This is a genomic window from Mesorhizobium sp. B2-8-3 (assembly GCF_006440815.1).
GTDB lineage: Bacteria > Pseudomonadota > Alphaproteobacteria > Rhizobiales > Rhizobiaceae > Mesorhizobium.
This window is the reverse complement of the sequence record NZ_VFTW01000040.1, coordinates 1-12,002: the sequence shown is the minus strand read 5'-3', so window position 1 is coordinate 12,002 and position 12,002 is coordinate 1. Positions and strand designations below refer to the sequence as shown.

Below are 12,002 nucleotides of genomic sequence, written 5' to 3'. Positions count from 1 at the left end.
ATCCTTCGCGCCCCCTCTGTCCTGCCGGACATCTCCCCCACAAGGGGGGAGATCAGATGTCGCGCATCGCTTCGCCAATCTCCAACGTCGAAAGGACGCGTTGGCGCCGGAACTGCCAATCTCCCCCCAAGTGGGGGAGATGTCCGGCAGGACAGAGGGGGGCGCTGTCCCGCCAGCGTTTCATCGCGTCAGCGCGCACAAACACACTAATGCCGCCTCATCGCCTTCGGCGCGTGCCCGTGCTCCTCGCGAAACGCCCTTGCAAAGCTCGACATCGACGCAAAACCGCAGGCCAGCGCCACATCGCGCACCATCAGCGTCGAATGCGCCAACAGGTCGGCCGCGCGCTTCAGCCGCAGCCGCCGGTAATATCCGTTGGGCGAGACATCCAGTTCGGCGCGGAAATTGCGCTCGAGCTTGTCGGACGACACGCCGAGCCTTGCCGCCAACTCGGCCATGCCGAGCCGCTCTTCCACAGCATCCTCCATAATGGCTATGGCCGACAGCACCAGCTCGTTCTGGACGCCGGTGCGCAGCCTGAGCGGCATCAGCTTGCGGTCGACGCTGGAGCGCAACGGAGAATGTACGAACCATTCGGCGACGCCCGCCGCGATCTCGGCACCACAGTCGCGCGTGATGATCTCCAGCATCATGTCGAGGCTGCCGACGCCGCCGGCCGAGGTGAAGCGCTTGCGGTCGATGACGAAGAGATCGCGCCGAAGCTCGATATCCGGAAAAGCTTCGGTGAAGGCGGCCTGGCTGGTCCAGTGCAAGGTGCAGGCATGGCCGTCGAGCAGGCCGGCGCGGGCGAGGAAGAACGCCGCATCGGCGACAGCGCCGATATGCGCGCCGCCACGCAGGCTTTTGCGGATCCAGCTCATCGCCTCGTCGGCCACGACATGATCGGCATCGCCGCCCGAGCAGACGACGATGCGGTCGACCTTCGGCGCGTCGGAGGCGCAGAAGCCCGGCTGGATGACGACGCCGTTGGAGGCCTCGACCGTGCCCCGGTCTGCGCCGACGATCACCCAGCGGTAGCATTCGCGCCTGGCAAGCACGTTGGCCGCGCGCAGCGGCTCGATGACGGAAGAAAACGCCATCATTGGAAAGCCGGGAAAGACCAGCACCGCGAAGGTGAGGGGGGCGCTGCCCGCCGCCTGTTTTGGCTGGTTGCGTGAACTCATGGCTGGCGGCCGTAGCGCGGCAGTACGATATCGGCGGTGAGCGGCGCCAGCTCCATGCCGCTTGTCAGTTCCGGGTTCAGCCAGATCATCTCCTCGATCTCGGCCGCCGGGACTGGCTCGCCGGTGATGGAGAGTTCGAACAGCTCGGCCTCGACGCGGGCGTCAGGCTCATTGGCGGCGGGCGCGGAGAAGGAACCGAGATGGAAGGCCTCGGCCGGATCGACGGCAACGCCCAGCTCCTCGCGCAATTCGCGCGCAAGGGCGGCGGCCGGCAACTCGCCCGGCTCGATCTTGCCGCCGGCCTGCATGAAGGCGCTGGTACCGCGCTTGCGCACCAGAAGCAGCCTGGCGTCGTCGTCGCGGATGACAGCGGCGGCGATGCGGATCGTCCTGGCCCTCGCTGATCTGGAATGACTGGAGGTCACGATAGGCTGTTTCCCGACGGCGGTTTTGGTGGCACAGAGAGGTGAACTGTAGCCGGCCGCGCGGCCGGCTTGCAACGGAGAGATCAAACGATGTTCGCGGCAACGGCAATCGACACAAGCAACAAGCCGGCCTTCTACAAGGAGTTGGCCACGCAATTGAAAGCGCTGCTGGAAGGCGAGGGCGATTCCGTCGCCAATGCCGCCAACACGGCGGCGCTGATCTATCAGATGGTGCCCGGTCTCAACTGGGCCGGCTTCTATTTCCTCGCCTCCGAGGACGAGCTGGTGCTCGGGCCCTTCCAGGGCAAGCCGGCCTGCGTTCGCATCGCCGTCGGCAAGGGCGTCTGCGGCAAGGCCGTCGAGCTCGACATGTCGATGCTGGTCAAGGACGTCAACGAATTTCCCGGCCACATCGCCTGCGATGCCGATTCGCGTTCCGAGCTGGTGGTGCTTTTGCGCGATGCCGAAGGCGCGTTCGGCGTGCTCGACCTCGACAGCCCGCTGCCCGGGCGCTTCGACAAGGATGACCAGGCCGGCATCGAGAAACTCGCCGCGATCTATGTCGCGGCGTGCTCGTTCGAGGACGATGACGGCGACTGAGAGGTGAGGCCGGCCCCGGCCTGCCTCAGGCGAACCTCACCAGCACCAGGCTGAAGCCCGCGATGAAAATGAAGGCGGAGAAGGCCAGCATCAGCGGCCGAAGACCGCGCGAGCGCAGCTCGGAAATGTCGGCCTGAAGGCCCATGGCGGCAAGCCCCATGGTCAACATCACCTGCGCGGCCAAAGCAATTGCTGAGTGGAGCTGAGCCGGGATCGCGACCAGGCTGTTCAGCGCCACGACCGCGACGAAGGCAGCCACGAACCAGGGCATCGGCGGCTTGGCTCCGGATGCGTCGGTGCTGCCACGGCGCGCCATCAGGCCGAGCGCGATCACCATCGGCGCCAGCATGGCGACCCGCGTCAGCTTGGCGACGGTCGCGGTCTGGCCGGAGAGCGTGCCGTTCTGGAAGCCGGCGCCGATCACCTGCGCCACCTCGTGGATCGAGGCTCCTGCCCACAGACCGAAGGCGTGCTGATCGAGCCCAAGAACCGGCGCCAGCAGCGGAAAGCCGAGCATGGCGACGGTTCCGAACAGCGTGATCGCGGCAACGGCGTAGGTGACGTCCTCGTCGCGCGCATCGGTGACGATGTTGGTGGCGACGATCGCCGAGGCGCCGCAGATCGAGGTGCCGGCGGCGATGAGCTGCGCGAGCTTCCGGTCGACGCCGATCAGCCGGCCGAGCGTGACGGTGAAGAGGAAGGTGGCGCCGAGCGTGGCGGCGACGATGCCGACGCCGCCAAGGCCGATGCCCGCTACCTGGCCGAGCGTGAGCTGGAAACCCAGCAGCACGATGGCGAAGCGCAGCAGGCGCTTTTGCGAAAAGGCGATGCCGGCCTTGGCATGGGCGGGAAGGCCGAGCACGTTGGAATAGACCATGCCGGCGACGACCGCCAGGATCATCGGGCTGAATAAGGTGAGGCCGGAGAAACCGCGCGCAGAGTAGGCGACACTGGTGATCATCGCCACCAGCACCAGTCCCGGCACGACGCCGGTTGAGATCGAGGTTGGGGCAGGGCGCTTGCGCTCGGCGTTGGCCGAGTTCAGGCGATTTGGAAGATCGTTCGCGGTGGCGGGGAGGAAGGACAATTCAATTCTCCAGGCGCTTCGCAGCCGGAATGCCATTCCAGAACCAATCTTTCCAACGAATTATTCGGGTTATAATGATCGATTTTTACGAACGATGCGGGAGAGGTTCGCCGGATCGGGCGAGGTGCCTGCCGTGTCGACGCTGCCGGCTTGACAGCGTCTCGGCTCCCGGTCCAATTTCCGGTCATGACCGCCTTTTTCGCAAATCCGCAGCGACGCCGCCGTTCGAAGGAGCGGCAAGCTGATTGCGTGAAGACAAAGGCCGGCTAGCAAGTCGCCCGGTTCGTCCGTCCCAGCCCCGCCCATCGCAACGATCGGCGGGTTTTTTGCATCTTGGAGTGTCTGAATGAGCGTCGTCTCTTCCCTGGAGTTTCGGCCGGCCGAGCCGGCGGACGCCGCGGCAATCAAGGCCGTCGTGCGCGAAGCCTATGCCAAATGGGTGCCGGTGATCGGCCGCGAGCCCTTGCCGATGCGCGCCGACTACGACAAGGCCATCCGCGAGCATCGGTTCGAGCTCGCTGTCGAGAACGGCCGCATCATCGGCCTGATCGAAACCATTGCGCGTGACGATCATATCTGGATCGAGAATGTCGCCGTGGCTCCCGAGGCGCAGGGCAGGAGCATCGGGCGCAAGCTGCTCGACAGCGCCGAGCGCAAAGCCGTTGAAGCAGGCCTTCGCGAGCTTCGCCTGCTGACCAACAGTGCCTTCGTGACAAATGTGTCGCTGTACAAAAGGCTCGGCTATGCCATCGATCGTGAGGAGCCGTTCATGAACGGCACGACGGTCTATATGAGCAAGAGCCTTCCATGACCACGGCAACCAGAGACGGAATTCGACGAATGCCTGCCCGGATCAGATTGAAGCAACTTCCCGGTCTTTATGCGATTGCACGGCTTGAAGCTGGAGAAACTATTCCTGACTGGGCAGACGGACCAGGCTTCGTCAGCATCAGCAGGACGGACGACGAACTGTCGATCGCCTGTTTGCAGGAGCGTGTCCCGGCTGCCGTCAGGCAGGACAACGACTGGGTCGCCTTCAAATTCGAAGGCCCATTTGCTTTCGGCGAAACCGGCATCGTGCTGTCGGTAATCAGACCGCTGTCGGAAAATGCTCTGGGCATCTTCGTCGTCTCTACCTTCGACGGCGACCACCTGTTGGTGAAGGCCTCGGACGGGGCCGCGGCGATCCGGTTGCTGGGCGAAGCAGGACACACACTGTTCTAACTCTGTGGCGGCGGCATTCGCTCTGGCGCAACGCCTGACGCGCTGGCTCAAACACTTCAAGCTTGCGTTTGACAGAGCACATGTCGCATCGTTATTTCTGGCGATATACGACGACCACCTCACCACAATCGACCAAAAGCGGCCCGCAGGGAGCGAAACCATGTCACACGATCTGCAATTCTATATCGACGGCGCCTGGGTCGATCCCGTGGTGCCGAATACTCTCGACGTCATCGACCCCTCGAACGAAGACGCTTTCGCCCAGATTTCACTCGGCTCCAAGGCCGATGTCGACAAGGCGGTGGCCGCCGCCAAGCGCGCTTTCGCCACTTTCGGCTTCACCTCGGTCGAGGAACGGCTCGATATCCTCAACCGCGTCATCGAAGTCTACAAGAAGCGCAGCAAGGACCTTGCGCTCGCCGTTTCGCGCGAGATGGGCGCGCCGCGTCAGATGGCGCTGGACAGCCAGGTCGGGGTCGGCCAGGCGCATCTGGAAAAGATGGCAGAGGTGCTGAAGAGCTTCCAGTTCCGTCATGTCAAAGGCTCCTCGCTCATCGTCAAGGAACCGATCGGCGTCGTCGGCCTGATCACGCCGTGGAACTGGCCGCTCAACCAGATCACCTGCAAGGTCGGCCCGGCGCTTGCCGCCGGCTGCACCATGGTGCTGAAGCCGTCGGAGATCGCGCCGCTCGACGCCATCATCTTCGCCGAGATCATCGACGAAGCCGGCGTGCCGAAGGGCGTGTTCAACCTCGTCAACGGCGACGGTCCGGGCGTCGGCCAGGCGTTGGCCAGCCATCCCGATGTCGACATGATGTCCTTCACCGGCTCTACCCGCGCCGGCATCCTGGTCGCCAAGGCGGCGGCCGACACGGTCAAGCGCGTGCATCAGGAGCTCGGGGGCAAGTCGGCCAACATCCTGTTCCCCGATGTCGATCTGGAGCGGGCCGTCACCAAGGGTGTTGCCGGCTGCTTCAGCAACAGCGGCCAGTCCTGCAACGCGCCGACCCGCATGTTCGTGCCGCGCGACCGTCACGACGAGGCGGCGGGCTATGCGAAGAAGGCGGCGGAGAAATTCACCGTCGGTCCGGCCGACGCGCCCGCGTCCAAGCTCGGCCCGGTGGTCAGCCAGATCCAGTTCGACAAGATTCAAGGTTTGATCCAGAGCGGCATCGACGAGGGCGCCACGCTGGTGGCCGGCGGCCCCGGCCGCCCGGCCGAGCTCAACCGCGGCTACTACGTCCGCCCGACCGTCTTCGCCAATGTCACGCACGACATGCGCATCGCCAGCGAGGAAATCTTCGGGCCGGTGCTGTCGATCATGCCTTACGACACGGTCGAGCAGGCGGTCGAGCAGGCCAACGACACCGTCTTCGGCCTTGCCTCCTACATCCAGGCCAAGGACATCGAGAAGGCGCGCGACGTGGCTGCCCGCATGCGTTCCGGCAATGTCTACATCAACTACCCGGCCTGGGACGCGGGCCTGCCCTTCGGAGGCTACAAGCAGTCCGGTAACGGCCGCGAATATGCCGAATACGGCCTGGAGGATTTCCTCGAGATCAAGGGTATCGCCGGGTACGAGGCGGCGGAGTAGGCATCACGGGTCGAACCAGGCCTCCGAAGAAGCTTAAGAAGGGCGCGGCCTCGGCCGCGCCTTTTCATTTGGACTGACCTCGCAGGTCAGACGTGGCCGTAGAAATCCCGGTGCACGGCGACGGAATAGGCATAGTCCAGCAAGGTCGACCAGCTGAACACGGGCATGTCGATTTCGCGCTGTATCGCCCGGCCAAAGGGCTGAAACCCGGTGCACTCCAGGACCATGGCTCCCATGTCCGAATGGGCGGCGGCGAAATCCTTCGCGACCTTGACGATGTCGCGCTCGGCCAGGTCATAATCCGCGGTAGGGATTTCGGGCCGGATGTCCTTTGTCCAGAGATTGTCGAATTGTGGGGTCTTGCCGTCATCCTTGGCGCCGTGGACGATATAGTTCGTTCCGAGCGTCACGCCGACCGAAGTCAGGTGCCGGTCACTGAGCCGGTCGCCCTCGGCGACGAGAATGCCGACGACCCTTTCGGGACCGATGATCATCTGGGCGAGAGGCACCTGCAGCAGGCTCGACGCGAAAACCGGCACATCGACGCTGGCCGCAATCTCCTTCTGGAACCAGGCGAAGTAGCCGCATTCGGCGGCGATCGCCCGGCATCCCATGCGTTCCAGCTTCCGCGCGGCCCTGACGATCGGCTCGAGCAGGGCTTTCTTGTCGTCGCCGCGGACGAGGTTCTGGATGTCGACGCCTTCGGCGATTTCATATTGGATCGGGAACGGATAGGCGCTGGCGTTCCGCACGTCGCCGGGGAACCCGGGATACACCTCGTCCAGGATGATGATGCCAAGGCCCATTCCATAGCAGGAATGATTTTTGCGGGCATGAATTCGTTGAACCCCTGAATCGCGAGCCGTCATCCAAATCTCCGCACATCGTTGCGGCGAAGCTAGTTGCTTATGAATGCGCCAGGAAATAGCGTTTCGTTATGGTCATCCAAAGACGCTTATGAAGGTGCCCGTCATGCTTTCCCGACGCGGTGAGATATCCGTGCGCCGTGTGCGCAGCCTGCTGACGGTGCTGGAACTGAACTCGTTCACCCAGGCCGCGGAAGAGCTGGGCCTTACCCAGCCGGCCATTTCGCAGCACGTCACGCAACTGGAAAAGCAATTGGGCTTCACGCTTCTGGTCCGCGACCGCGAAGGGCTTCGGCTCAGCCCCGCCGGCAGTTCGCTGCTGCCCGGGCTGCGGCGGCTTGTTGCGGGCAACGAGGCGATCGTCGATCAGCTCGCTTCGCTCAGCCTGGGCACCGAGCAGATCCTGCGGGTTGCAAGTGTGGCGTCCTTCGCCGCGATGTTCATTGGCCCCGCCTTCCATGCGCTGCGGCCCCGGTTCCCGAACCATGTGCTCGATATCGTGGAGATCGACAGCGAGGAAACGTTTCAGCTCGTGAGGTCGAACGAGATCGATTTCGGCATCAGCAGCGTGTTCGTTCCGTCGCCCGGTCTGCTGTTCGAGCTGCTCTGCCAGGACGGCGCCTGCGTCGTCCTGTCGACATCGCATTCTCTCGCCGCCAGATCTGAGCTTGCCGACGAAGAGGTGCTTGCCGAACCTTTCATCCGCTTTCCCTCGGGAACGACATCGGGCAATTGGCTGGCCATGATGTCGGAGCGGTCCGGCCTGCAGCCGAGAACCGTCGTCGAGGTGCGCCAGCTTATGACCGGCTGCCAGCTCGCGCAGCAGAACATCGGCCTGACCGTCGTCCCCGAGATCGCCGCCAGATCGTGCCCGCTGCCCGGCCTTGCCGTTGTTCCCTTGCGCGATGGCCTGCCGCCGAGAAAGCTGGGCGTGGTCACCAGCGAGTTTCACCAGCCGTCGCAATTCGAGAATGCGGTTCTCTCAAAGCTGCGTGAAATGACCTGGCCGTCCCAGGGCATCGAGCGTGTTTGAAGAGCGAAGGAACATCCCTTCAATACCCCAGCCTGTAATCAAGCCTGCATGCGCCTCTGCATATTAGAACATGCTATAGTTACGGTTGTTGTGCCAAAAGAATAACCATCACGAATAACTCAGTAAAACTCGAACAATCGGTTTGCGTTGGCGTTAACGGGGCACGGTGCATTCTTGCCGCATTAAAATCCGTGGGAACCGCATGCGTCTGTTGACAGTCAAAACATGGGTTGCGTCTTTCCTGGCATCCATCCTGGTGTTGGGCGCCCAGTTGGGCGCCGCCCGGGCAGCGCAGCCGTGGCTGGAAAAGCTCGGCGAGCCGGACCGGCAAAAGTTCACGCAATTGGTCGGCACGGTCGATGGCTGGACAGCCGACAAGGCTGACAAGATCAAGGCCGACCTCAAGGCCTTCGTCGACGCACACCCGGATTTCGTTCCCGCCAAGGTCGAGGCGACTCGGGCGGAGTGGATGAGGATTGCCAGCGGCATGGGGATAGCCCTGTCGAGCAAATCCTTCTTCATCGTCTTCGAGGAACTGGAGCGTCTCGACCCTTCCTATCCGCCGGCTTACGTCTATGCGGCGCGGACATATATTTATTCAGGCTATCCGGCCGGCGCGCGCAAGCAACTCGACAAGGCACTCGCCCTCGACGCCGCCAACCCCTGGGTCGACCTCACCTGGTCCCTGATGCTTGAACGGCTGGATCACCGTCAGGATGCGCTGGTGTGGGCGAAGACGGCGCTGCCCAAGACGGCCGGCAATACCAAGGCGATGGTCGGCGCAATCCTCGCGATCACCAACCTGCAGGGTGCAACCAACCACGACGCGGTAATTGCGCTGGCCGATCAGATACAGGCGCTTGCACCGGACGTGGACAAGCTCGCCGAGGTCATCGACGGATGCCTGTCGAGCTACAACTACCAGCCCGGTCTGCTGGAAGTGCTGACCGAGATCATTCAGCGGGTTCAAGCCAAGCAGACCCCGTCAAACACTTTCTGGTACGAGGTCGCGCGCCTCAATCTCACCCTTGGCTATATGTACAACGATGGCGTCATGCCCCGATACCGGCCGGACTATGTCGCGGCCGCAACCGAAATCCTCGACAAGATAGGGGGTGATCCGCAACTGGCGGAGAAAATATGGAACACCCGATATGACCTGGCCCTCAGTCTCGGCGACGTTGCGGCCATGACCAGGCTTCTCGATGAAGCTGGGCTCAAAGGCTACGACGCCACGACGATCGGCTATCACGAAGCGCAACTGCTGTTTGCGCAGGGCCGATATGTCGACGTGATGAACCTCTACCAAAGGCGCAGGCTTCCCGAGGACACCCTGCTGGCGCTCGCCTATGACTGGGGAGGCGACCGCAATGTCGCCGACAGGATCTACCTGCGCGACCTGGAAGTGAACGCGACCTCAGGCCCGGCCAACGCCACTTATGCGGGATTGAGGCTGTTCCGCTTTCGCGACATCGACGGCGCCATCAAATACGGAGAGAAGGCGTATTCGCTTTATCCATCCGGCTGGAGCCGTTCGCTGGTGACGACCGCGTGGTTGGTCAAATCGTCCGACTATCTGAAAGCGAACAAGACCAAAGAGGCGAAGGAGGCTTTCGCGCGCGCCCGTCAGATCGGCATAGACCGCCCCTCCCTGCAAAGCTTCTGCAGCAATCTATGCAATGACATCAGTCTGCCGCTGACCGAGTTCCAATAGCGATCCACAGAAGCCCTCCGCAATTCCCGGACGGCCACCGCCGATCCGTGCCGGCAACGCTTCACGAGTCCGTCCGCCACGCGAAATGCTCATAGGTCACGCGCCATGGGTCGCTCTCGACTGCTCTCTCTTCACCGATCCAGTGAAAACTGTCGGCGGTGATCTCGGTGAAGCGCCAACGCGCCTGCAGGCCGCGCGAGTCCGCGCCGATCTGGACGATGTCGTAGCCCTCGGCCCGTCCGATCTGGCGCGAATAATCCTGGTTGAGCGGATCGCTCCAGATGATGTGCCAGCCGCCGATCCCGGGATCGAAGACGCGCAGGGTCGTGCCGTACATGGTGGACCGGGCAGGGCGCTTGGGCCTAATCCAGAGGTCCTGGATGGCGCGGCCTTCGAGCACCCAGCCGAAATGGCATTCGCCATCCCAGTTCTGGATAGCGCCATCTCCCAGATGATGGACCGTGTCCATGTCCCAACTGCCGATCAGCCATCCGTAGAGACGCATCTCCTTCCGCCGCTCGGTTGGAGGACCTTCGGAGGTAAGAGCGGTGAAAAACGAGGACATTGGCATGATCTTTCTCCAACGGAACGGCAGCGCAGCGGCCATGCGCTGACAACCCTCGCAGCGTTGCCGGTTCCGGGCTTGGGAAAAATTGCTGTAATGCGGCGATGGATCAAACTGCCGGCAAGGCGACTGGCGTCCACGCATCATGCTTTGAATGCGAGACGTCAGCGGGACGCTGGTGGGAAATATGCCCCCTCTATTCCCCGTCAATCCGGCACCATCTCGCGATCCGGGCCAGCTCATTTGCTGCTGCTCCGCATCCATGTGGAGGCGTTGCCCATCGGACAGCCGCGCAGGTCGTGCCCAGATATCGATGCCGACCGGGAGGTTGGCCTTGCTGGGTGAGGGCGGCGAGCGGCCCGACAGCACTTCGAACAGAAAGAGCCCCGCCGGCGAGATGCCTGCGGGGCTCTTTCAGCGGACGTGTCGGTTACCGACGATCGCTTCCGCGACCATCATGGTGACCGCCGTTGTTCGCGCCCAGGCACATGGCATAGTAATCGTCATGGTTGCTGCACGAATTGAGGGCCGCCTGCTGAGCATAAGCCGAACCAGCAAAGCCAGCGACAGCAACAATGGCGAGAATTGCATTGCGAACAATCTTGGACATTTCGATTTTTCCTATGTTTAAATTCCGGTCGAGCCGGTCGATGGCGGTTTTCCTGCAGTTTGGTTTCGGTTTGATGGCGCTTGAGCGCAAATTTGTTTCGAAACGGCAACGGCCGTAGCCAAGCTTGCCGGACGCCTCGCAACATATGACGGGTTGTTTGCATACAAATGTTTCAAAGGCAGCCGTTCTCGTTACGAGCCTTGCGCTTGCGTGCAATGCGGCGGAAACGATCGTCGGTCATCTAAGGCGCGATCATGAAGGCGGGATCCCCCCGTTACAGCCATGGCGAATTGAGGATAACTTTATGTCGATCCTGAAGACATTGAACCGCATGGGCGCGGCGTTGAAATATGCGCAGGATGCCCGCAACCCAACGCGGATGCGGAACGGCATGCCGTCCGACAATCAGCTCGATATTTGCTGGCCGGTGATGCCGACAACCAAGCATCTGTCCTCGAACATCTGGGGCGGGATCTGAGACAGCGATCGCTCGGAAGCCCGATCGTCGACCTGCGCATCGCAATCATCACCTCGCGAGCTGCAGGCAACGCGCCGTAGCCGCGCTTCTCGGCACCTCCTGAGCTCGTCGCGAGCGTGTCGACGTGCGATTTATCCACGTCCCGCCTCGATGATACCGACCATCGCCCGGGTAAATTCGACCATGCTGTTTGCCGTCATGGCTGCATTGTCGGGAGACTGCCCGATATGCTCGGCCGCTCCGCAGCATGACCGGCGGATGCTGTCGTAGTATGGATCTCTCTCATCGTCCGGCATCGTCGCCAAATTCAGCGCGCGACGATGGATCATGCGCAACAGCTGCGCCAATGCCGTTTCGACACTCATGCGTTTGCTCCGCATCGGTCGGGCGTCTCGGCATACTGGGTGCCGGATCGTCGATCGGGGACCTCCCGATTCGAACAGGCTGCGCTTCAGCCGTTAACATATCGTTTATTGCTAATATAACCGCAGATCGGGCGTAGCTCAGCCCATGGCGAAGCCCACTGTGATGTTTGGCAACTCGCGGTGCCCTTCCCGAGAGATGGGTGACAGTTCATTCCGGATAGATGGGTTACACTTTCGGCCCTTTGCGAGGAGAGCAA

At 62.5% G+C, this 12,002-nt stretch carries 14 protein-coding genes; 7 read left to right on the top strand and 7 right to left on the bottom strand.

Annotation, left to right across the window (positions count from 1 at the left end; translation table 11 throughout):
- Window positions 1-206: 206 nt before the first annotated feature.
- Both FJ418_RS30595 and FJ418_RS30590 read right to left on the bottom strand, forming a co-directional pair.
- Complete coding sequence (locus FJ418_RS30595; RefSeq protein WP_140871964.1) at window positions 207-1,184, bottom strand: GlxA family transcriptional regulator; 978 nt, start codon at window positions 1,182-1,184, stop codon at window positions 207-209.
- Window positions 1,181-1,609, bottom strand: coding sequence for an NUDIX domain-containing protein (locus FJ418_RS30590; RefSeq protein ID WP_140871962.1), 429 nt, complete (start codon window positions 1,607-1,609; stop codon window positions 1,181-1,183). The genes FJ418_RS30595 and FJ418_RS30590 overlap by 4 nt, the downstream gene beginning before the upstream one ends.
- 90 nt (window positions 1,610-1,699) lie before the next feature.
- Here FJ418_RS30590 and FJ418_RS30585 point away from each other — a divergent pair, with 90 nt between their 5' ends.
- Window positions 1,700-2,209: a GAF domain-containing protein gene (locus tag FJ418_RS30585; protein WP_140871960.1), complete on the top strand. Its 510-nt coding sequence runs from the start codon at window positions 1,700-1,702 to the stop codon at window positions 2,207-2,209.
- A 25-nt stretch (window positions 2,210-2,234) separates the two neighbouring features.
- On the opposite strand, the gene FJ418_RS30580 is transcribed toward FJ418_RS30585, so the two are convergent.
- On the bottom strand, window positions 2,235-3,254 hold the full coding sequence (locus FJ418_RS30580; RefSeq protein ID WP_246683283.1) for a YeiH family protein: 1,020 nt from the start codon (window positions 3,252-3,254) through the stop codon (window positions 2,235-2,237).
- A gap of 388 nt (window positions 3,255-3,642) precedes the next feature.
- Between FJ418_RS30580 and FJ418_RS30575 the strand changes: the two genes are divergently transcribed.
- From FJ418_RS30575 to FJ418_RS30565, 3 genes are all read left to right on the top strand, one after another.
- Complete coding sequence (locus FJ418_RS30575) at window positions 3,643-4,107, top strand: GNAT family N-acetyltransferase (protein WP_140871956.1); 465 nt, start codon at window positions 3,643-3,645, stop codon at window positions 4,105-4,107.
- 29 nt (window positions 4,108-4,136) lie between these two features.
- Entirely contained in the window at window positions 4,137-4,520 is a 384-nt protein-coding gene (locus tag FJ418_RS30570; RefSeq protein ID WP_140659762.1) for an ACT domain-containing protein, read from the top strand.
- Window positions 4,521-4,680: 160 nt separating this feature from the next.
- The gene (locus FJ418_RS30565; protein ID WP_140871954.1) at window positions 4,681-6,114 is read left to right on the top strand and encodes an aldehyde dehydrogenase family protein; all 1,434 of its coding nucleotides are present in this window, start codon (window positions 4,681-4,683) and stop codon (window positions 6,112-6,114) included.
- An 86-nt stretch (window positions 6,115-6,200) separates the two neighbouring features.
- Here FJ418_RS30565 and FJ418_RS30560 read toward each other — a convergent pair whose 3' ends face one another.
- Window positions 6,201-6,983, bottom strand: a complete 783-nt coding sequence (locus FJ418_RS30560; protein ID WP_140871952.1) for an aspartate/glutamate racemase family protein — start codon at window positions 6,981-6,983, stop codon at window positions 6,201-6,203.
- Between the two features lie 103 nt (window positions 6,984-7,086).
- Here FJ418_RS30560 and FJ418_RS30555 point away from each other — a divergent pair, with 103 nt between their 5' ends.
- Together FJ418_RS30555 and FJ418_RS30550 are read left to right on the top strand one after the other, a co-directional pair.
- On the top strand, window positions 7,087-8,013 hold the full coding sequence (locus FJ418_RS30555; protein ID WP_181167155.1) for a LysR family transcriptional regulator: 927 nt from the start codon (window positions 7,087-7,089) through the stop codon (window positions 8,011-8,013).
- Between the two features lie 202 nt (window positions 8,014-8,215).
- Entirely contained in the window at window positions 8,216-9,727 is a 1,512-nt protein-coding gene (locus FJ418_RS30550) for a hypothetical protein (RefSeq protein ID WP_140871948.1), read from the top strand.
- Between the two features lie 61 nt (window positions 9,728-9,788).
- Here the strand turns inward: FJ418_RS30550 and FJ418_RS30545 are convergent, their stop codons facing one another.
- Window positions 9,789-10,232 (bottom strand): hypothetical protein, encoded by a 444-nt coding sequence (locus tag FJ418_RS30545; RefSeq protein WP_140871946.1) that lies wholly within the window; start codon window positions 10,230-10,232, stop codon window positions 9,789-9,791.
- Window positions 10,233-10,722: 490 nt separating this feature from the next.
- Window positions 10,723-10,902 carry a hypothetical protein gene (locus FJ418_RS30540; protein ID WP_140871944.1) on the bottom strand — a complete coding sequence of 60 codons (180 nt, stop codon included), beginning with the start codon at window positions 10,900-10,902 and terminating at the stop codon, window positions 10,723-10,725.
- Between the two features lie 304 nt (window positions 10,903-11,206).
- Here FJ418_RS30540 and FJ418_RS32135 point away from each other — a divergent pair, with 304 nt between their 5' ends.
- Window positions 11,207-11,380 carry a hypothetical protein gene (locus FJ418_RS32135; protein ID WP_181164972.1) on the top strand — a complete coding sequence of 58 codons (174 nt, stop codon included), beginning with the start codon at window positions 11,207-11,209 and terminating at the stop codon, window positions 11,378-11,380.
- A 131-nt stretch (window positions 11,381-11,511) separates the two neighbouring features.
- Here FJ418_RS32135 and FJ418_RS30535 read toward each other — a convergent pair whose 3' ends face one another.
- Window positions 11,512-11,745 carry a hypothetical protein gene (locus FJ418_RS30535; RefSeq protein WP_127306973.1) on the bottom strand — a complete coding sequence of 78 codons (234 nt, stop codon included), beginning with the start codon at window positions 11,743-11,745 and terminating at the stop codon, window positions 11,512-11,514.
- Between the last annotated feature and the right edge of the window lie 257 nt (window positions 11,746-12,002).

What these genes read in the sequence shown, in the direction of transcription:
- FJ418_RS30595 (WP_140871964.1), bottom strand. Translation starts at nt 1,184, where the DNA reads ATGAGTTCACGCAACCAGCCAAAACAGGCGGCGGGCAGCGCCCCCCTC.
- FJ418_RS30585 (WP_140871960.1), top strand. Translation starts at nt 1,700, where the DNA reads ATGTTCGCGGCAACGGCAATCGACACAAGCAACAAGCCGGCCTTCTAC.
- FJ418_RS30575 (WP_140871956.1), top strand. Translation starts at nt 3,643, where the DNA reads ATGAGCGTCGTCTCTTCCCTGGAGTTTCGGCCGGCCGAGCCGGCGGAC.
- FJ418_RS30570 (WP_140659762.1), top strand. Translation starts at nt 4,137, where the DNA reads ATGCCTGCCCGGATCAGATTGAAGCAACTTCCCGGTCTTTATGCGATT.
- FJ418_RS30565 (WP_140871954.1), top strand. Translation starts at nt 4,681, where the DNA reads ATGTCACACGATCTGCAATTCTATATCGACGGCGCCTGGGTCGATCCC.
- FJ418_RS30560 (WP_140871952.1), bottom strand. Translation starts at nt 6,983, where the DNA reads ATGACGGCTCGCGATTCAGGGGTTCAACGAATTCATGCCCGCAAAAAT.
- FJ418_RS30555 (WP_181167155.1), top strand. Translation starts at nt 7,087, where the DNA reads ATGCTTTCCCGACGCGGTGAGATATCCGTGCGCCGTGTGCGCAGCCTG.
- FJ418_RS30550 (WP_140871948.1), top strand. Translation starts at nt 8,216, where the DNA reads ATGCGTCTGTTGACAGTCAAAACATGGGTTGCGTCTTTCCTGGCATCC.
- FJ418_RS30545 (WP_140871946.1), bottom strand. Translation starts at nt 10,232, where the DNA reads ATGCGTCTCTACGGATGGCTGATCGGCAGTTGGGACATGGACACGGTC.
- FJ418_RS30540 (WP_140871944.1), bottom strand. Translation starts at nt 10,902, where the DNA reads ATGTCCAAGATTGTTCGCAATGCAATTCTCGCCATTGTTGCTGTCGCT.
- FJ418_RS32135 (WP_181164972.1), top strand. Translation starts at nt 11,207, where the DNA reads ATGTCGATCCTGAAGACATTGAACCGCATGGGCGCGGCGTTGAAATAT.
- FJ418_RS30535 (WP_127306973.1), bottom strand. Translation starts at nt 11,745, where the DNA reads ATGAGTGTCGAAACGGCATTGGCGCAGCTGTTGCGCATGATCCATCGT.